Consider the following 20,038-nt stretch of genomic DNA (forward strand, 5'->3'; position numbering starts at 1 on the left):
CCACAATATGGCTACATCTCGTATTTGTAGCCTCTGCCCCAAACGGTACGGATATGCTGAGGATTTTTAGGATCACGCTCAATTTTTTTGCGGAGGCTGGAGATATGTACGTCGATGGTACGGTCCAGATAAGCGCCATCTCCGCCTTTGACCCGATCCATCAGCTCGCTACGGGTAAAGACTTTCCCTGGATTGCTGGACATCTCTTTTATAATAGAAAATTCGATGTGAGTAACTTCGATTTCCTGGTCATCGACCAACAGGCTATGACGGTAATCATTCACCCAAACTCTTACCTTTTTAAGCTTTTGGGTTATCGTTCGTGATTCAGTGAGCATGTTGCTACCACTGCGGCGCAGCAAGGCTTTGATGCGGGCATTTAGCTCCCTCAGACTGAAAGGTTTGCATAAAAAGTCATCCGCTCCGTCATCCAAAGCCTTTATTCTTATATTCAGCAGGGTGTTATTAGAGATGACGAGCATAGGAACCGTGGTGAATTGACGGATGTGACTGATTAGCTCAGATTCGACTTTACCGGAAAACATTAGAGCGGTCACAATAATGTCCGGCTTAAAGTGCATTAATGTAGGAATTGCGAGTTTACAATCATAGATTAGTTCGGTATGATAGCCTTCCTCCTGAAGATGAAGAGCAATCATATCAGCCAAACTTTTTTGATCTTCAAGGATGAGTATTTTTATAGGCATGACTGACATCTCCTGTACGGACAAAGATACCATTAACATGGCATAACTATGTATGTTCTACGATGATACATACTTATGTATTCGGCAAAAGCACGAAAAGCAAACAGTCCAATAATGTAAGAAAATATGAATTTAGAGGAAGAAGGTTGCATCTTTGCGAATGATTTTATTATCCGGAGGCTCGGGTAAACGTCTATGGCCCTTATCCAATGTGAACCGTCCGAAGCAGTTTCTTTCCATCCTACGTCATGACGAGCGGCCGGAAAGCATGCTGCAACGGATATGGAGGCAGTTGGATGAGGCGAATTTGGCAGATCAAGCCTATTTTTCTACGAGTGGAACTCAGGTCGAACTGATTCAGGGACAAATTGGTGGAGACGCTGTAGTGATTGAGGAGCCGACTCAGCGGGATACCTTCCCGGCCATTTCCTTGGCTACCGCTTACTTGCATGACATTGCAGGTGCATCACGTGACGAGATCGTGGGGGTCATGCCGGTGGATGGCTATGCGGGGGATGAATTTTTCGAGCATCTGCGCAGGCTTCCTTCCATATTAGAGCAATCAGGAAGCCATATCGCATTGATGGGGGCTGTTCCAACGGAGCCCTCAGATAAATATGGATATATTGTGCCTTCAGCTCCTTTACTTGACCAGGAATATTATAGGGTGAGTTCATTTGTAGAAAAGCCCGATCTGATTCGATCTGAAGCCTTGATCCGTGAAGGAGCCTTATGGAACTGCGGAGTGTTTGCTTTTAGACTCGGTTTTTTATTGGATGTGCTGGCGCAAATGAGTTTACCAGCCGATTATAAAACACTTTCGACAAATTACGCAGACTTGCCTAAAACCAGCTTTGATATTGCGGTAGTAGAGCACACTCGTAAGCTCTCCGTGCTCCCATATCATGGAGAGTGGAGGGACTTGGGAACGTGGGATTCGTTGGTGCGGGAAGTAAGTTCAAAGCTAAGCGGTCCCGGATATATTTCGGAAGCATCACATGACTCGCATATCATCAATGAACTGGAAATTCCGGTTAGCATCTGGAATGTCCCAAACATTATTGTTGTTGCTGGGCCGGATGGTGTGCTGGTTACGGATCGACAATCATCAACAGGAATTAAGGATATGGTGGCAGAAATTGAAATTGGACCGCGTTTTGAGGAGCGATTCTGGGGAAAGCAAACGGTCTTGTCCCATCAACAAGCGGCAAGCGGGTTACAAACGATCACCAAACGTGTTGTCATTTCGAACGGGAGATTTATCAGCTATCATGAGCATCAGTTCCGAAAAGAAGTTTGGACCATTGTTTCAGGAACCGGAAGCGTCTGTATCAATGGGATGACACAGACATTCAGCCCTGGTATGGTCATCGTTGTAGAACCTGGTACCAAGCATTTTATAGGTGCAGTAGAGGGAGATTTGGAATTCATTGAGTCACAAATCGGACATATCGTATCCGAAACGGATATTATTCGATATGAATTTCCCGATTCGATTGATGCTCGTACTGTATAATGCGCCTGCAATATAGGAACAGATGGGTGTAAACAAGGCTTATCCGAAGCGAGTGAAGAGCGCTAGGAACTATTTTTAATCAGCTTGATGATTTGGACATCCTTAATAAAAGGTATTCATGCGTTGTTCGCTTGAATACCTTTTTTGCATGAACAACTCTATTATTCTCAATGAAATGGATAAAAAAGAGGTTATAAAATGAGTTTTTTGGAGGTTAGCCATTCTTTTACGGCATCTGTACTGAGATCTCTTTTTGGCGTCCATTCTATTTTATCCACCTGCTTGCCGTTCCTGAATTCTGCAATCGTGGGGGTGTATTTTACGTTGTAATCTGCTTTGAACTTATTCCATTGGGATTTGTCCTTATGAATTTTGTGAACGTTTAAAAAAGTAATTTTGGAGCCCAGATTATACTGTTCAATCATCTTGTTAAAGTTAGGCTCAAACCGATTGCAGTCGCCACAACTGGGTCTGCCAACATAGACAAATACACTTTGATCCTGCTGAATCAATTGTTTAAAACCATCCATTGTAACCGCATTCAAGTGGTCATATATTTCGGGGTAATTGCTTTTGCTCGCTTGGATCTCTTTATCTTTCTGCTGAACTACCTGCTCCAGGTCTTGAAATTTAACTACAGCTGAAATAGCGATACCAATGATAAGCAACACAATGACACTTAACCCGGCGATATATCCTTTTTTCACAGAAATCCTCCTTTTTTTACAATCTCAAACTTACAATATATGATATTTCCATTTTTCGCTGTAACACTTGTCTCATGATGTATAAAAAAATAAGCTTTCCATTAGGAAAGCTTATTTTAGTCTGAAAGTTAAACGTTAGACTACAACGGTCAACAAGTAATCCTCACGCTTCACTTCCGTTTCCATGGTGTTCAGTACATCCAGGTATTGAGCGGAATTGGTTACGATGATCGGCGTAGTCGTTGTATAGCCTGCCGCTTTAATTTGTTCGATATCAAATTCAAGCAACAACTGTCCTTGCTTCACCACATCACCCTCTTTGACGCGTTTGTCAAAGAATTGTCCTTTCAGCTTCACTGTATTAACACCAACGTGAATCAAAATTTCTGCTCCGTCATTGGAAGTAATACCGATGGCATGTCCGGTCGGGAATACTGTCGTAATCGTTCCGTTAACCGGAGAAGTCAGCACACCCTCTGTAGGATCGATCAAGATTCCTTTCCCCATAGCGCCTGAAGCAAAAGCAACATCAGAAGATTGTTCCAATGGCAGCACTTTACCTTGCAGCGGACTTACGAGGATTTCCTTTTCGATCGCTACTTCTTTTTTTACGGATGCTGTTTCTGTTTTTGCAGCTTCTTCTTTTGGATCATCAAAGCCCAAAATCATAACCAATACAACTGCAAGTAAAAAGGCAACGAGTAAGCCGATAACAACCCACAAGAACCCAGCTCCAAAATAAGTTGGCAACGCCAGTAAACTAGGCAGGGAGAAGGATTTTGCAGTTGCTCCGCCGGAAGCGATAATCGCGCCCCCAATACCACCAGAAATACAAGCATAGATGAAAGGCTTTTTCAATTTCAAAGTTACACCATAAATCGTAGGTTCAGTAATCCCGAATACAGCTGCCAGTGTAGAAGAACCAGCCAAAGCTTTCATTTGAGTATTTCGTGATTTCAGGAATACCCCCAGTGTTGCACCCGCTTGAGAAAGTACGGCTGCTGTAAGCATTGGAAGCATCGTGTCATAACCCAATGTTTGAATATTGGACAGCATAATAGGAACGAAGCCCCAGTGTACGCCGAAAATAACAAATACTTGCCAGAATGCCCCAGCAACAGCTCCGGCAATCAATGGGCTTAAATTGTACACCCATGTAAAACCGTTCGCCAAGCCTTGGCTGATCAGGTTACCGACTGGACCAAAGGCCAAAAACGTCAACGGAACAACAACTAGCAGTGATAGCATAGGGACGATAATGTTTTTAACCGATTGATGAACAAAGGAATTAAACCAACGTTCCACATAGGACTGTACCCATACCGCGAGAATAATTGGGATTACGCTAGAACTATATTTAATCAGAATGATTGGAATTCCGAGAAAAGCCAGTTTTGCCGGATGGTCCACCGCAGCAATAACATCCGGGTAGACGAGGGCTCCAGCAACTGCGACCGATACAAAGGCATTCGTCTTAAATTTACGGGACGATGTAATAGCTAGGAATATAGGCAAGAAATAAAACACGCTGTCCGAAGCGGCGTTCAGAATGAGATACGTACCGCTTGCAGTATCAATCCAATGGAGCGACGCAATTAAGGCCATAATCCCTTTGAGCAAACCAGCTCCGGCAAGAGCACCCAAGAGAGGTGAGAAAATGCTGGAAATGATATCGACCGCTTTGCCAAGAAAATTCGTTTTTTCGGAAGATTCTTCTTTTTTCGCATTTGGGTTATCTGCATCCTGCAGATTTGTTTCTGTCATCATATGCTCAAAGACCTGACCTACATTGTTACCGATGACCACTTGGAACTGGCCGCTGCTTTCCACCACTGTAATGACACCAGGTGTTGCTTCCAGTGCAGCTTTGTCCGCTTTTGTGCGATCTTTTAATTTAAATCTCAAGCGTGTAGCGCAATGGAATACCGAATTGACATTCTCTTCGCCGCCAACGAGAGTCACTATTTTTTTGGATAGCTCTTTATCACTCATGTTCAGAACTCCTTAAGTGTTATTCTTGCTACTGATAGGATTTACCGTTTACATTTGTTGCTGAGATGCGCCGGCGTGCATCTTTTTTAACCTTGTAAACAAGAAAAACCTAAACTCGTGGTGAAAACTGCGCACTCCTCCTATAAGGGAACGTCGATTTCACCATCAGTTTAGGTTTTGCCTGCCTTACCAGTCACAATCCATGAACGATGGGGATATAAAGTTTTTAGCCTGATATGTTATTACGCTCAGTTACCCGATGAATGTGAATCGTTAGATATACATACTCATCTTTGCTTAAATATTGATCATATGTTTTTTCCAGATACTCATTAATTTTTTGGGCACAAGCAAAAGCCTCGGTATATGTTTGCTTTACCTGGTTGTACAAAAATTCTTCACCACTGTGAATAACCTCTTTGCGAATCACTCGCATTGCAAAATATTGCAAATGGGTCAAAAATCTCGAATAGCTAAAAGAAGACTCATCCAGCACAATCCCGTAATGATACGTAATAATATTCAATATGTGTTGGACAATCTCAGTCATTTTTAGTGTAGCCTTCATTTCGTTACCGTCGATCCGCGCATTCACCATATGCAATGCGATAAATCCCGCTTCGTCTTCGCCCAATTTTACACCGAGCGTATTTTCAATTTTTTGTAGAGCATCCAGCCCAACTGCAAATTCTTTTTTGTAAAAGCGTTTAATTTCATACAGCATCGCGTTTTTGAGTGCCAATCCTTTTTCTTCCCGCTGTATGGCAAAATGAATATGGTCGGTCAATGTTAAATAAATGTTATCACTTAACTCCGTATCCAGCACTTCGGCTGCATGGGTCACGATTTCATTCACGACCTCCAGATGAGACACAGGAATATCGTTTAGCAGCTCAGTTAGTCTGGCCGTGAACTCGTTTTCATTTAACATGAAAATCTTATCTATTTTATGATCATCGACTTGGTCCCCAGCCACCTTTTTGAAGGAAATACCTCTTCCCATGACGATGACCTCTTTGCCTTTATCGTTTTTAGTCAACAGGACGTTGTTATTGAGCACCTTCTCAATAATCATTGAAGTTCCCCCTCCCATCCTTTACCAATAAAAAATGCCCAAGCACAATTCAACACTATTGTTAGCAATAGCACTCAATTGAACTCAGGCATTGCCCGCATCACCGGTCACAATCCTTCGATATAGTGCTATTGTAGCACAAAAAAAAGCGATTTCAACATATTTTATTCTCTTTCGACAAAAAATATTTCATATCAAGGCCCATTTGCCTAATTTGCAAGTCAATTGTGCCCTTAAGTGGTCGTACGCTCAATGAGACTGTATTCTAGCGAATGAAGCTCCATTTGGCGTCCAATCAGCTGAGGGGAAAGCATGAAAAAGGCATTTTCCGCCTGAGCCATAATGGGATTTTGAACCGTTGTAATCCCCATGGTGTGCGCCAGCTCCGTGTTATCAAACCCAACAATCGCCAGATCTTCCGGTACCCTCAGCAATTGTCTGCGCGCTTCGCAGAGAATGCCCACTGCTACATAATCGTTAGCACACAAGATAGCCTCTGGAAATTCCTCACGATGCTGTAACAAATTGCGCACGACCTGTTCGCCATCACGAATGTTATAAATAGAAGAATAGTTCCAGTGTGGCAGCACCGGCAGATTGTGTTCACTCATGATCTGCTCATAGGCTCGTTGTCTGCTGTGAGTATTGATGCTGCTTGGACGACCAAAAGCATTGGCTATACGTGTATAGCCTTTTTGTATCAAATGTTTTAATGCTAACATGTATCCTTCATATTGATCCATAGCGACGGAGCGAATATCGGTATGCTCCATTCGTTGCCATGCCACGATCGGTCCATATTTGCAATAGGTACTCAAAAAATCAGTGTCATTCACGCAGGAAATGATGACCAGCGCATCGACTCTTTTTCTTTTTAAATCCTCGAAAGCTTGAAGCTCTTTCTTTTTGTCTTCTCCCGAAGTATAAATAATGGTTTGGAATTCATATTGGCCTGCGATTTCCACAAAGCTGTCCAGAAATGCCAGCACAATTTCATTGATAGTTGAAGTGATGATACCAATCTGAAGCGTCTGACCCTTGGATAGAGAGATCGCATTCCGATTAGGAACATAATCTAATTCCTGCATGATTTTTAAAATTTTAGCTCTGGTTTCGTGACTTACATGGGGGGACTGATTTAACACTCTGGATACCGTAGCTTTGGAAAAGCCCGCCAGTTTTGCAATTTGATCAAGATTCGACATGATGCTTCTCCTCACCTGAGAAAAAAAATACTTGACATGAAACGCGTTACAACAATTAGGATGCTTTATGAGGGCATTACGTCTATTTTAAAGCATCTGTCGATGCATTTCAAAGGAGAACGGTTACCGTTAGTTATGGATTCGCATTGCAGCACCTGACGGGTTACTGACTAAAGTGAAAACATTAAATTAAGGAAAGAGGTTTTCATACCATGACGAAGACGCTAAAAGGATTCCCGAAAAACTTCCTCTGGGGCGGGGCAACTGCAGCCAACCAATTGGAAGGTGCTTTTGACGTAGATGGAAAAGGTCTGTCCAGCGCAGACATGATAGCCTATGTACCTAAATCAGAACGTAAGAACGATCATGCTATAGAAATTTCGTCCGAACGACTGGAGGACATCTTGGCAGGGAAGGTAAACGCCCGTTTTCCAAAGCGTGAAGGTGTGGACTTTTACCACCACTACAAAGAAGATATTGCCTTGTTTGCAGAAATGGGCTTTAAAGTATTCCGGATGTCCATCCACTGGTCGCGGATTTTCCCGAATGGATATGATGCCGAGCCGAATGAAGCGGGATTGCAATTCTACGACAATGTATTCGATGAGCTGCGCAAGTATGGTATTGAGCCTTTGGTAACACTGTCGCATTATGAAACACCGCTAGGTCTGACACAGAAGTATAATGGCTGGTTGGGACGCGAAGTCGTGGATCATTACGTAAAATATGCCGAAACGGTATTTACACGCTATAAGGATAAAGTAAAATACTGGCTGACCTTTAACGAAATTAATGTCATGACTATGAGCCCGTTTACAGGCGGAGGTGTGGTTATTGACCGTGTAGAAAACAAGCAACAAGCGATATATCAAGCATTGCACCATCAATTTGTAGCAAGTGCATTGGCGACCAAACGGGGACATGAGATCATTCCGGGCGCTCAGATCGGCTGTATGCTGGCCCGCATTGAAAGCTACCCACATACGTGTAACCCAGAAGATATCCTGAAAGCACAGCATGAAAATCAAATGAACCTGTTCTTTACGGATGTGCATGCTCGTGGGGAATATCCCAACTATATGAACCGCTATTTTGAAGAAAATAATATTGTGATCCAGACAGAATCCGGCGATGCCGAAATTTTGAAAAATAACACGGTCGATTTTATCTCATTTAGTTACTATATGACCTTGACCGTATCGGCAGGGCCAGAAGGCGAAAAGGCAGCAGGGAACCTGATAGGCGGTGTGAAAAATCCGTATCTGCAGTCTTCCGACTGGGGATGGCAGATCGATCCGATCGGCCTGCGTGTTACACTGAATACGTTTTATGATCGCTATCAAAAGCCACTGTTCATCGTGGAAAATGGCCTGGGTGCGTATGATAAGGTAGAAGAAGACGGCTCTGTGCATGACACGTATCGCATTGATTACTTGCGTCAGCATATTGCCCAAATGAAGCAAGCGATTGCTGACGGTGTTGATCTGATTGGTTACACCAGTTGGGGACCTATCGACCTTGTGAGCATGTCTACGTCCGAAATGTCCAAGCGCTACGGATTTATTTACGTTGATCTGGATGATGACGGTAACGGAACGCTTCAACGCTCCAAAAAGGACTCATTTAACTGGTATAAAAATGTGATAGCAACCAACGGTGAAGAATTATAATTCCATAACGTTTTGGCGGGTACAGCAGAGAAAATCCTCAGGATGCAATCTGTTGTACCCGCTTTTTGTATAGACACTCTATTGATTCTTTCAGAGGGCTTCACAAATTTTTCACTTGTAATAAGCTGAAATTTTTCTGTATAATGAATAAAAATTTCATATGTCTGGTTGATGTTTGCGGGAGATGGAATGAAAGTTCCAACCGAAGGGGCAAAACTCTCAGGTGCTTAGGCTGATTTACAGCAACGAGCAGGGACCGTAAACGGACAGAACTCTGGAGAGACCCTTAATTGGGCGCCGAAGGTGCACCGCAGATCACATCTGCTTAAACTCTCAGGCAAAAGGACAGAGACGCGAATAACCTGTGACAGGGATAGCCCTAGGCTTTTTTATAAGCTTTTAGAGGTGAAATCCTGCACAAGATGGTTGTATTTTTTCGTGCCTTTAACCTCTCCAGGAGTCGAATCAACAGATTTGACTCTTTTTTGTTTTCTACTATGCTGAAGGAGCGGGTTGAAATGAATTTGGTACATGTGTTAGAAACGATTGACAGTTGGATGTGGGGAGCGCCGCTTCTAATTCTCGTCATGGGCACTGGGTTGTGGCTAACGATCCGTCTGAAGATGCTTCAGATTATTCGATTGCCCTTAGCGCTCAAGCTAATTGGTAAAGCGCCGGACGAAGGCAGCGGGGATGTCAGTAGCTTTGGAGCATTGAGTACGGCACTTGCAGCTACTGTAGGTACGGGAAGTATCGTCGGTGTCGCAACAGCGATCAAACTGGGTGGGCCCGGTTCATTATTCTGGATGCTGGTTGCAGCTTTTTTCGGGATGGCAACCAAATATGCGGAAGGGCTATTATCCGTTAAATACCGTGTTAAAGACCGGAACGGACAATTTTCGGGTGGACCGATGTATTATATTGAAAATGGGCTTGGCCGCCGTTTCAAGCCGCTGGCGATGTTGTTTGCCTTTTCTGGTATTCTTGTAGCACTATTTGGAATCGGTACTTTTCCGCAAGTAAAGGCTATCGTTTCTTCTACGGAAAGTAGCTTTGGCGTGCCAACAGTAGTTACAGCAATCATTATTTCCGTGTTGACGGCTGTTGTTACGATTGGAGGACTCAAAAGTATCGCCAAGGTATCCACAAAGATTGTTCCATTCATGTCGGGGCTCTATATCGTGGTTTGTTTAATCGTACTTATTAAGTTTGCAGGAGAGCTTCCTCATGCGATCGCACTAGTATTACAAGGGGCTTTCTCGACAACATCTGCGACGGGTGGATTTGCCGGAGCCACGATTATGCTGGCGATGCGAAGCGGAGTTGCCAGAGGGATCTTTGCAAATGAAGCTGGTTTGGGAAGTGCGCCAATCGCAGCAGCAGCAGCTAAGACGAAATGGCCCGCAGAACAAGGGCTAATATCCATGACGGGCGTTTTTATCGATACGATGATTATTTGTAATTTGACAGGATTTACATTGCTGGTTACGGGAATATGGAGTGGAAATGATGATGGAGGTCTGATGACTCAGCATGCGTTTTCCAGTGCCTTTCCGGCTGGAGCAGAGCTCGTGACGATTAGCCTTATTTTATTTGCGTTCACAACGATACTTGGCTGGAACTACTACGGGGAACGCTGTGTTGAATATTTGCTTGGGGTCAAGTGGATTAAACCATACCGTTATCTGTTCATCGTACTGGTTGCCGGAGGCGCGTTCATCAAGCTCGATGCCATCTGGCTGCTGGCAGATATTTTTAACGCCATGATGGCTTTTCCGAACCTGATTGCACTGCTCGGCTTGTCGGGAATTGTTGTTGCAGAAACCCGGACTTATATGAATTCTTTGTATCCTAATAAGAACAAGGGTATTCTTGCTGGTGCCAATGTAGGGGCGGCTATCCAAGTAGAAGAAAAGGGACAAACGGTAAATTCATAAATACTAAAAGGGAGTATCCTCAGCCATCACAGGCTTGAGGGTACTCCTTTTTTTTAGGTTATAAGACTGGTGATTACCGACATTTTATTTATTCTGAATATCTCTTAATCCATAACGTTTACAAACCTAAGAGTTATTACATGGGAGCATAATCGTAATTTGAAAATGCGAATCCGTAATAGTTGTATTTAAATAACCACCATATTTCTTTATCACTTGCTGGATGTTAAGTAATCCATACCCGTGTTTTTTTGAAGGGGAATTGTATGTTTTGGTTGAGAATGCTGTATTGAGATAATTACTTTTTGAATTGCGAACATAAATCCATAGGGCAAAATTATCGGTGAAAATTTCCAAATGAATTGAATGCTCTTTCTTTCTAGGAAGCTGCATTACAGCTTCAATAGCATTATCGAAAACATTACCTAAGACAATACATAGATCATGACTTCCAATACTAATATTTGCCGGGTTAATATGGATTTGATGGAAGAAAGCTATCCCACTTTTATTAGCGATGCTGAAAGTATGATTTACCAAAGCATCAATAACGAGATGTCCTGTTGTTATATGAAGTTTTGGTGAGTCTATATTTTTTAGAGTTTGGTTGATGTGATTAACACCCTCTTCCGTCCTCTGTTCTTGTAAACAAGCACGGACAAATATTAACTGTTTTTTGAAATCATGAATACTTCGTTTGATATCACTAAGAGATCGAGTTGTTTCTTTATAACGTTTTTCTTGCATCAGCATTTGCTTTTGAAAAAAGCATGAGAGGTTTGACTTTTCTATCAACTTGTCCGTTAGAAAGACAATAATCACGTTCATTCCAAGAATACTGATGATTGACATTATAAAGAATAAATTATGTTTCATAAAAGAAAATAAACCGTAATGTATGAGCAAGTTAAACGATGTTCCTATTAATATTACAAAATAATACACAATCCCTATCTTGTATTTTCTTCCTTTTTTAAAATAATGAACTACTAGTACTGTAATAAGTATGAAGTGTAAAGAGGCGAAAAGTAAAAAAAGGTTAACTATTGGATTGGAAAAATCACTTTGCTTTGTTGTGCTAAATAAAAATAAAGAGTAATTAGAAAACGAGGTGACATTAATGTAAACGCAATGATTCAAAAAACTCACCCTTCCTGAAAACGAGAAATTATAAAACGAGCATACGCCTCACGAAGCGATTTAGCGTGAGAACGACCTACAGGGAATTCTTGTTCGTTTGACATAATAACAGAAGTAGCTGAAAACTTACGTATATGAACTAAATTCACAATTATTGACCTATGTATAAACACAAACGGATATTTTAATTGTTCATAAACCGCTTTCAACGTTCCGGAAATAAAATAGTTGTGTGAATCCGTTGCAATACAAAGTTCATTATGGATGTAATTGTTTTCACCTTTTGAGATGGCTATGATTTCAGAGTGTCTCAATACAAGATGCTCAGTTTTATTTTTCACAGACAGAAAGTGGGATACTGAAGAACGCATATAATGACATAGTTTATTTATCTTTTCTACAAAGAGTTTATAAGTAAGGGGTTTAAGTAAATATTGAAATGCTTGTACTTCAAAACTTTCTAGCATGTATTCTGGATAGTTAGTTAGAAATATGATTTGAACTTCTCGGTCAGGAAAAAGGCGAATAAGTTTTGCAGTTTCAATTCCCGATAATTCCCTCATTTCAATATCTAACAAGATAATATGAAAGGGGTATCGCTCTTGTGAACTGTAAGATTTGATTAGATCTTCCCCAGATAAAAAGAATTGTAGATTAAAATCTAAGGATTCACTTACTGACATACACATGAAAAAGTGTTGTAAAATTTTATGCATTGCGGGATCATCGTCACAAACAGCAACTTGAAACAAATAGACCACCTCAAATATGTTATATAAATCCAGTATATTGTAAAAAAAGTCTATTCGAAGTGATGTTTTACATATGAAAACAATTACCATCAGGTTATGGAATTTTTGTTAGTAAAAGTTCAAATGCATACTTATACTGTGGAGAGGACGTAGCCCAGGCGAGGGAATGGATACGTTCTTCTTTATTACTTAGAATAGGTAACAAAAATATTAATCTCACATGAAGCTGACATATTTGGTCGTTGAGATGGACTTTTTTGCATTTCAGGATACAAGCTTATTTTTTCTTTTTGCCTTATGCTACATTAAAAGCCGAGAAGGAAAAGCTATCTAGTATAGATATTGTCCAGAGAGAATAAAGTATATGAATAAACTATAAAGGTGTAGGATGGCTTTTAAATTCAGTCCGGTTTCGGATGATGGACATCTATTCTTGGTGGCTAGTGTGCACTGCGAGAATGCTATTACAACTCAGAATGAGCGTACATCTTATTTTTAAAACTTATGTGAATTTTGTCACTAGTTAATCGATTCATAATTACATAGGGACCGCATCCATTCTAAGGAGGGCTAAAATGAAAGCTTCGCAATATAACTTTATTTTTAATGACATTATTGAAAATACCGATAAAACGGTACTTTATAATTCTCGAACAGGTGCATTGGCAGTTCTTGAACCGGAGTACTATAAACAGTTTTGTGAACATACAAACAATGGATTGGCAATAAATAATGATACTTATCTTAAAAATCTTATCGAATGTGGCTATATCGTAGAAGATAATATGAATGAAAAAGCATATGTAAAGGTAAACCTCTTAAAAAATCGGTTTGAATCTTCTAATTTAATGCTAACAATTGCCCCTACAATGGCCTGCAATTTTCGATGTGTATACTGTTTTGAGAAAGACCAATATCATAACAAAACTATGAGTGAAGAAACAGCTCAAAGTATAGTCAATTTTGTTAAAGCAAATGCTAGTAAACTTGACACTCTTAATGTTACATGGTATGGCGGTGAACCCTTGATTGCAATGAAGCAGATAGTTAGGATATCGGAAGATTTTTTGGAAATATGTAAAGAAAACAATATACAATATACGGCCAGTGTCATTACAAACGGCTATCTTTTAAATAAAGAAAAAGTTCAAACGTTAATATCATGTGGAGTAAATGATATTCAAGTCACTGTTGACGGTCCTAAAGAAGTACATGATCTTAGACGCCCTTTAGTAAGTGGAAGAGGGACATTTGATGTCATAATGAATAACCTCAAGCAAATTAAAGGGATGATTAAGATATTTATGAGAATAAATACTGACCAAGACAACTGGTTGAATTTACATGAAATCGTAGGATTCTTAAAGGAAAATTCTTTATTGGAAAATGTAATACCTTATCTAGGATTAGTTACGCCGACGAATGGAAAGTATGAGGGAACTAAGTGCTTGACAGACGAGATGTATTCAAAATTTAATTTAAAATTTATGTCGGAAAATGATATCCCAATTAGTTATATTTATCCTGCACCTAAAGGTAATTATTGTTCTGCGGACAAATATAATAGTTTCGTTATTGATCCTCTTGGTCATTTATATAAATGTTGGAGCGATATTGGAATTATTGAGCAGTGTGTTGGAAATATAAATGAAGATACATCAGTGAAATGGAATACTGAGCTTCTTGGTTGTTATTTATTATATGATCCTACTGAAGATGAAAAATGTTCAGACTGTAAGTACTTACCTGTGTGTTTAGGAGGATGTCCTCACAATAGAATGGCAGACTTTAACATATGTGAGCAATATCGTTATAATTTGCAGGAGTATATTACCGAGTGCACGAAAGTATTACTGGCTGGACAATTAACGGAAAATAAGAAGGAGGTTTCTGAATCATGTTAATGCTAAAAAAAATGTGTATTGTTTTATGTGGTTTCTTACTTATGGGGATGCCATTAGGTGCTTCAAGTAATGCAGCTTCAAATGATGTTAAGAATATCAATCTAACGGCTATAAATTGTAATGTCACCGTTACAAAAACTTCAGCAAGTGATTTTAGTTATGAGTATAACAAATCCTTGTATACTGTCACTTCTACATTAAGTGGATCTACAATTTACATCACAGTAAAGGGGAAAGGCTCAGCTAACGGCATTTCCGACAGAGTTAATATTTTAATTCCTGATAAAAGTTATGAAAAAATAACGGTAGAAAGTACAAAGGCTGGAGTTTCACTTCCAGAGCTAAATACTAATCTTGATATCACAGGTGTAGATGGTTCCTCAATGTCAGTTCGGGTGCCTGTAGGATACTCAAAAGCCATTAGTTATGACAATACAAAAGGTTCAGGTTCCTTAACTTTTAGTAAAGGAGCTTCGGATTACACAGTTACAGTTAAGACGACTGCAAGTGCATTAAGTGTTCCTGCGGGATGGCCATTGTTTAGACCAAACTTAACATATAACTATATAAATGGTGCAGGTAAAGCAAAGATAAATATCACGCTTGAAAACAGTGCATTTTCTATTGCAGCTCAAAAGTGATAAGTAGCATATAGTTTTTAAACTGTATGTTATTTATATAAATTAAATTTTAAGGAGGGAAAAACCATGGACGTATTGGTAAAAAGTGCTGTACAAGTAAGTGCACATTGTCCTTTCCACGGTTCAAGTGGCTGTACTCTTTCTTGTTCCTACAAGATGTAGCATAAGAGAAGTAACATTACTTAGCGAGATGCTGTTTTTAGCATCTCGCTAAGATTTACCTAATATGAAACATAGGTGATGAATATGATAGTCCTAGAATACTTGAAAAAATACCTTTCAAAAACGCGCAAGTATGTATTTTTTTACATTGTTGTTACTTCAGTATTGTGGATTATAGGAATTATTGTTCCTTACATCACAGGCATATATATTGATTATTTAGTATCAAAAAGTAATATAAGTATCATTTTATATTTTGTACTGTTACTGGGGATTATAAATATAGTAAACATTCTCATACAATATTTAACTGCCCTTTTCTCTACGAAATTGAATAATTTATTATTATACGAAATCTGCAATGATATCTATCAAAAAATATTCAAAACTAAACTGTCGGTCTTCAAAGATAAGGATAATGCATACTTAGTTGACCAAATTAATAATGATTCATCCACAGTAGTTGACTTTTTTTCAAATAATATTTCCAACTTAGTATTGCAAGTAATCACAATAATTATCAGTGGTATTATTGTTTTAAAAGCTGATGTACTACTATGCGTTATAATTTTCTCGCTTATTCCTTTTTATATATTTACATATGTGGTTTTTAGAAAAAAATTGTATAAAGCAAATCTGAAATACAAAAAAGAAGCAAATGAATACTACTCTAAAAAAGTCGAACAAATTAACAAATTGGTTTTTATAAAGAAGAATGTACTCTTTAATGAAATGAATGAGCGGCTAAATAAAGCATTTAATTCATTATTTAGAGTTGCGACTTCACAAGTAAAAACTAATTATATTTTCTCCAATCTAAATCAATTTATATTGATCATCTGCTATATATTTGTAATCGGAATTGGAGGTCATAAAGTTGTAATTGGCCAAATGAGTATAGGGCAGTTCACCATAATTAACACGTACCTTTCAATGATCATCTCGTCAACTTCATATTTATTAAGCTTAGCAAGTTCATACCAAGAGACGAAAGTATCGATAGAACGGCTAAATGACGTTATGAACTCTGAAAATGATATTTATGGTAGTACAACACTTGAAGATTTAGAGAAAATAAGTATTAAACAATTAGGTGTTAAATATTCCGAGGAAAGCGTATTTAGAGACTTTTCTTATGATTTTTTTAAGGGGGGAATTTACGGGATTTGTGGTCACAATGGTTCAGGCAAAACAACATTACTTAATACTCTGATAGGTCTTTATAGTGATCTTTACACAGGAGAAATAGCTTTTAATAATTGCTCCATCAAAGATATAGATATGCTTGATATGAGGCGTTATAGAATTTCTTATGTAGAACAGAATCCGGAGTTTTTAAATCTACCAATAAAGGAATATTTGAAATTTGGAATTACTTTTTCAAAAGAGATTGCCAGTAATCAAGATGAGCTTATAACAGCTTTTGGGCTTGAAGAGATAATAACAAAAGCTAACCTTGAAAATATACTAATAAATGAAAATGGAAGCAACTTTTCTGGTGGTGAAAAGCAAAAATTAGCTTTGATTCGTGCATTAAGTAAAGATTCTTTCTTAACGATTCTTGATGAGCCCACATCAGCCTTAGATTCAAAGAGTGTAAGTGGACTTATAGAAATATTGACCAAGCAAAAGTCAAGAAGGATAACAATTGTAGTATCACATGACCAGAGACTATTAGCAGCATGTGACCATATTTTGAATATTGAAACCCAAGAGGAACGTGATGATATTGGATTCCACAGTTATGGAGTTCTTTAGAAACATCAAAAAACAGTATGGGAATTACTCACGATTGTTTAAGTTGTTTCAGACAAAGAATAAATCCTATTTGTATGATGTGGGCACAGGCAAAGTTATGGAATGCACTGAAATAGAGTATGTATTTCTAAATAACTTACAAGTGTACGGAGATATCGAAGAGGTAATAAAAACTACCAAAGTTAATGATGATACATTGACTATTCTAATTGACTTAATACATGTTGCGCAGGAACAGCATTTATTCCAAGCACCTCCTCTTTTATCCTTTGCACTATCAAAAGATGAGGTTTTAGAAAATGCAAGAAGTCATCTAGAACAGGTTACTCTGGAGTTGACCGAACAATGTAATATGGCATGCCACTATTGTATATATCATTCAGGGAACATAGACTTCAGGGAATTTGGACGCAGGCACATGTCCTGGCAAGTAGCAGAGTTAGCAATCGATTATACTCTGAAAAACTCAGGTAAAAAAGTGGCGGTAACTTTTTATGGCGGGGAGCCATTAATAGAATTTAAATTATTAAAGCATTGTGTAGACTATACTTTAAAAAATGGTGCTGATAAAGATTTAACATTTTCAATGACAACAAACTTAACCTTAATGACTGCTGAAATCGCAGAATATCTATCTACAGTTCCTAACTTTGGAGTAGTTTGTAGTATTGACGGTCCAAAGGAAATACATGATTGTAGGAGGGTATTTAAAAATGGTGAGGGCACGTATGACAAGGCAATTAATGGTCTTAAACATCTAATTAATGCTTATGGAGAAAAGAGTAATTCTCTTATATCGCTAAGCATGGTAACACCTAGACCAGCTAATGATGTAGTTATGAAAAAAATTCAAAATTTCTTCAATTCTCTTTCGTGGGTACCTAAGGATATTACTAAAAATATTTCTTATGTGAGACACTCGTCTGACATAGAAAAAACGATTACTGAAAAAAGCTCTATGCATTGTTATGATAACCCTGTAGGGAACTGGACAATTGATCTAATGTTAAATAATACTTCTATATCAAAAAATACTCCCTTTACAATCGATTTTTTACACAAACAATTCTCAATAATACATGATAGGATTTTAACTGAAACTCCTTACCCGGACTATTGCTTAAACGGCTGCTGTTCACCTGCCTCAAGAAGAATTTATGTAACGGTAAATGGAGACTTTCATTTATGCGAGCGCATTGGAAAATCACCTTCAGTTGGAAACGTTTATAGTGGTATAGACGAATCTGTATTAATCGATCGTTATATAGACGACTATGGTAAGGAGAGTTTGTCCCAGTGCTCCAAATGTTGGGCTATACGCCTTTGTTCGGTTTGTTACGTCGAATGTTACGATAGTGATAAGTTTAATATCGAAAAAAAGAAAATAGCTTGTAGGCGTTCTTTAGATATGCTGGAACATGCATTAATAAGCTATCATACTATCTTGGAACACAAACCACATTTATTAGAGGAATTAAACCATATTACATTGGTGTAATTCCAATCTATTATCAAAACGAGTCGAAGGAGGATTATAAATTGAGAATTGTAAATCCATTTGGAAGGAAGCCTTTAATGGCAAATACCCTTGGAATTGTTCCTTTATCTTGTATTTGTTCTTCCGGTGCTAATAATATACTTCATGACTTCGGACATGGCTCGAATTGTGCATGTAAATGTCGCTCTGATAGGCAAATGAATAGTAGTGCAAACTATGATATGGCTTTAAGTTGACCTATTAGAGAAACGTTTATTTAATTTTTGAAAAATCGCTTCTACTCTGTTAAATGAGTGGAAGCGATTTTTATTAATCGTTAGATAACTATGGAGGCTAATTTACAAGGAAATATGGATAACAGGTAGACAGTACATGTTCAATCGTGTGTAAACTCAGCCTCGAAGTAGTCTATTTGAGTGTTCCGTTTAGAGCAGTCGTTCCAATTAATAAAATCGCACGGAGCTCATAGTTGTGCAATTCCTCTCCAGAGCTTAAGTCCAGTTTCGAAGACGCTTTAGAGCAAGTAAAAGGGGAATCAAGCGAAGCTAATCTTTGATCGCTCCAGCGGCAAGATCGGAAATAAATTGGCGGCTGATGAAAAGAAACAAAATAATAAGAGGAAGTACAGCCAGCAGGGTGCCAGCAATGACCATCGCATAATCCGTATTGTAAATCCCGTTCAACTGCGACAATGCAATCTGGAGGGTGAATTTGCGCTCATCCGTTAAAACGATTAATGGCCATAAGTAATCATTCCAAGCTCCTATAAAGGTAAATGCGCCGAGAAAAGCGAACGCAGGGCGTAAAATCGGCAGTGCTACATTCCAGTACAGCCGAAAAAAGCTGCACCCGTCCATACGCCCCGCATCCAGGAGCTCCTTGGGAATAGATTCTTCTGCATACTGACGAATCCAGAAAATCCCGAAGGCATTTACCATACCCGGGATGATGAGCGCTTTGAACGTACCTACCCATCCAAAGGAAGCCATCATGACAAAGGAGGGGACGAGCGAAAGTTGTGAAGGGACCATCATTGTAGCTAGCAGAATGACGAATAGCACCTTTTTGCCCGGAAAATCAAACTTTGCGAATGCAAAACCGGCCAGTGAATCAAAAAACAGCACCAATAGGGTAATCGAACTGGCTACAAAAAGGGTATTCAAAAAGGCGCCGGCAAAATCAATCTGCTGCAATACTCTCGTGATGTTATCCAGGAAGTGGCTGCCCAACCACAATTGTGGCGGAAAACGATAGATGTCTGAGGTTGTACGGGTTGCCATGACGATTAGCCAGTAAAATGGAAACATCGACAGGATGATACCTACCAACAGCCCAGCATATAAAACAATGGATTTTGCACGTGTCTGCATCATG

Annotated in this window: 15 protein-coding genes and 2 riboswitches; of the genes, 7 read left to right on the forward strand and 8 right to left on the reverse strand. The window is 39.2% G+C overall.

What is annotated here, in order from left to right; all coding sequences use genetic code 11:
• Nucleotides 1-11 precede the first annotated feature (11 nt).
• Complete coding sequence (locus G7035_RS14295; RefSeq protein WP_016818602.1) at nt 12-707, reverse strand: response regulator transcription factor; 696 nt, start codon at nt 705-707, stop codon at nt 12-14.
• Between the two features lie 160 nt (nt 708-867).
• Here G7035_RS14295 and G7035_RS14300 point away from each other — a divergent pair, with 160 nt between their 5' ends.
• Nucleotides 868-2,223 (forward strand): sugar phosphate nucleotidyltransferase, encoded by a 1,356-nt coding sequence (locus G7035_RS14300; RefSeq protein ID WP_019688433.1) that lies wholly within the window; start codon nt 868-870, stop codon nt 2,221-2,223.
• Between the two features lie 191 nt (nt 2,224-2,414).
• On the opposite strand, the gene G7035_RS14305 is transcribed toward G7035_RS14300, so the two are convergent.
• The 4 genes from G7035_RS14305 to G7035_RS14320 form a co-directional block, all read right to left on the reverse strand.
• The gene (locus tag G7035_RS14305; RefSeq protein WP_019688432.1) at nt 2,415-2,930 is read right to left on the reverse strand and encodes a thioredoxin family protein; all 516 of its coding nucleotides are present in this window, start codon (nt 2,928-2,930) and stop codon (nt 2,415-2,417) included.
• A 135-nt stretch (nt 2,931-3,065) separates the two neighbouring features.
• The gene (locus G7035_RS14310; RefSeq protein WP_019688431.1) at nt 3,066-4,922 is read right to left on the reverse strand and encodes a beta-glucoside-specific PTS transporter subunit IIABC; all 1,857 of its coding nucleotides are present in this window, start codon (nt 4,920-4,922) and stop codon (nt 3,066-3,068) included.
• A gap of 226 nt (nt 4,923-5,148) precedes the next feature.
• Complete coding sequence (licT, locus tag G7035_RS14315; RefSeq protein WP_016818607.1) at nt 5,149-5,997, reverse strand: BglG family transcription antiterminator LicT; 849 nt, start codon at nt 5,995-5,997, stop codon at nt 5,149-5,151.
• A 233-nt stretch (nt 5,998-6,230) separates the two neighbouring features.
• A complete protein-coding gene (locus tag G7035_RS14320; RefSeq protein ID WP_019688430.1) occupies nt 6,231-7,202 on the reverse strand; it encodes a LacI family DNA-binding transcriptional regulator in 972 nt (323 codons plus the stop codon).
• 212 nt (nt 7,203-7,414) lie between these two features.
• On the opposite strand from G7035_RS14320, the gene G7035_RS14325 reads away from it, so the two are divergent.
• Together G7035_RS14325 and G7035_RS14330 are read left to right on the forward strand one after the other, a co-directional pair.
• Nucleotides 7,415-8,872 carry a glycoside hydrolase family 1 protein gene (locus tag G7035_RS14325; protein ID WP_019688429.1) on the forward strand — a complete coding sequence of 486 codons (1,458 nt, stop codon included), beginning with the start codon at nt 7,415-7,417 and terminating at the stop codon, nt 8,870-8,872.
• Nucleotides 8,873-9,040: 168 nt separating this feature from the next.
• Nucleotides 9,041-9,125, forward strand: a riboswitch (glycine riboswitch).
• A gap of 11 nt (nt 9,126-9,136) precedes the next feature.
• A riboswitch (glycine riboswitch) is annotated at nt 9,137-9,231 on the forward strand.
• 159 nt (nt 9,232-9,390) lie between these two features.
• Nucleotides 9,391-10,809: an alanine/glycine:cation symporter family protein gene (locus tag G7035_RS14330; RefSeq protein WP_038978208.1), complete on the forward strand. Its 1,419-nt coding sequence runs from the start codon at nt 9,391-9,393 to the stop codon at nt 10,807-10,809.
• A 126-nt stretch (nt 10,810-10,935) separates the two neighbouring features.
• On the opposite strand, the gene G7035_RS14335 is transcribed toward G7035_RS14330, so the two are convergent.
• Nucleotides 10,936-11,661, reverse strand: a complete 726-nt coding sequence (locus tag G7035_RS14335; protein ID WP_230877782.1) for a sensor histidine kinase — start codon at nt 11,659-11,661, stop codon at nt 10,936-10,938.
• A gap of 293 nt (nt 11,662-11,954) precedes the next feature.
• Complete coding sequence (locus G7035_RS14340; protein ID WP_226888824.1) at nt 11,955-12,701, reverse strand: LytR/AlgR family response regulator transcription factor; 747 nt, start codon at nt 12,699-12,701, stop codon at nt 11,955-11,957.
• Between the two features lie 575 nt (nt 12,702-13,276).
• Here G7035_RS14340 and G7035_RS14345 point away from each other — a divergent pair.
• From G7035_RS14345 to G7035_RS14360, 4 genes are all read left to right on the forward strand, one after another.
• Nucleotides 13,277-14,605, forward strand: a complete 1,329-nt coding sequence (locus G7035_RS14345) for a radical SAM/SPASM domain-containing protein (RefSeq protein WP_019688427.1) — start codon at nt 13,277-13,279, stop codon at nt 14,603-14,605.
• Nucleotides 14,599-15,246 (forward strand): hypothetical protein, encoded by a 648-nt coding sequence (locus G7035_RS14350; protein ID WP_016818614.1) that lies wholly within the window; start codon nt 14,599-14,601, stop codon nt 15,244-15,246. Before G7035_RS14345 ends, G7035_RS14350 begins: the two co-directional genes overlap by 7 nt.
• A gap of 246 nt (nt 15,247-15,492) precedes the next feature.
• Nucleotides 15,493-17,166 carry an ATP-binding cassette domain-containing protein gene (locus G7035_RS14355; RefSeq protein ID WP_016818615.1) on the forward strand — a complete coding sequence of 558 codons (1,674 nt, stop codon included), beginning with the start codon at nt 15,493-15,495 and terminating at the stop codon, nt 17,164-17,166.
• Between the two features lie 79 nt (nt 17,167-17,245).
• On the forward strand, nt 17,246-18,664 hold the full coding sequence (locus G7035_RS14360) for a radical SAM protein (protein ID WP_230877783.1): 1,419 nt from the start codon (nt 17,246-17,248) through the stop codon (nt 18,662-18,664).
• Nucleotides 18,665-19,209: 545 nt separating this feature from the next.
• Here the strand turns inward: G7035_RS14360 and G7035_RS14365 are convergent.
• Nucleotides 19,210-20,037, reverse strand: coding sequence for a carbohydrate ABC transporter permease (locus G7035_RS14365; protein WP_016818617.1), 828 nt, complete (start codon nt 20,035-20,037; stop codon nt 19,210-19,212).
• Nucleotide 20,038 lies beyond the last annotated feature (1 nt).

It is taken from the genome of Paenibacillus polymyxa (assembly GCF_015710975.1).
Taxonomy (GTDB): domain Bacteria; phylum Bacillota; class Bacilli; order Paenibacillales; family Paenibacillaceae; genus Paenibacillus; species Paenibacillus polymyxa.

Excerpts from the sequence above, each read along its gene's own strand:
- G7035_RS14295 (WP_016818602.1), bottom strand. The coding sequence starts at position 707 with ATGCCTATAAAAATACTCATCCTTGAAGATCAAAAAAGTTTGGCTGAT.
- G7035_RS14300 (WP_019688433.1), top strand. The coding sequence starts at position 868 with ATGATTTTATTATCCGGAGGCTCGGGTAAACGTCTATGGCCCTTATCC.
- G7035_RS14310 (WP_019688431.1), bottom strand. The coding sequence starts at position 4,922 with ATGAGTGATAAAGAGCTATCCAAAAAAATAGTGACTCTCGTTGGCGGC.
- licT (WP_016818607.1), bottom strand. The coding sequence starts at position 5,997 with ATGATTATTGAGAAGGTGCTCAATAACAACGTCCTGTTGACTAAAAAC.
- G7035_RS14320 (WP_019688430.1), bottom strand. The coding sequence starts at position 7,202 with ATGTCGAATCTTGATCAAATTGCAAAACTGGCGGGCTTTTCCAAAGCT.
- G7035_RS14325 (WP_019688429.1), top strand. The coding sequence starts at position 7,415 with ATGACGAAGACGCTAAAAGGATTCCCGAAAAACTTCCTCTGGGGCGGG.
- G7035_RS14330 (WP_038978208.1), top strand. The coding sequence starts at position 9,391 with ATGAATTTGGTACATGTGTTAGAAACGATTGACAGTTGGATGTGGGGA.
- G7035_RS14335 (WP_230877782.1), bottom strand. The coding sequence starts at position 11,661 with ATGTCAATCATCAGTATTCTTGGAATGAACGTGATTATTGTCTTTCTA.
- G7035_RS14345 (WP_019688427.1), top strand. The coding sequence starts at position 13,277 with ATGAAAGCTTCGCAATATAACTTTATTTTTAATGACATTATTGAAAAT.
- G7035_RS14350 (WP_016818614.1), top strand. The coding sequence starts at position 14,599 with ATGTTAATGCTAAAAAAAATGTGTATTGTTTTATGTGGTTTCTTACTT.
- G7035_RS14355 (WP_016818615.1), top strand. The coding sequence starts at position 15,493 with ATGATAGTCCTAGAATACTTGAAAAAATACCTTTCAAAAACGCGCAAG.
- G7035_RS14365 (WP_016818617.1), bottom strand. The coding sequence starts at position 20,037 with ATGATGCAGACACGTGCAAAATCCATTGTTTTATATGCTGGGCTGTTG.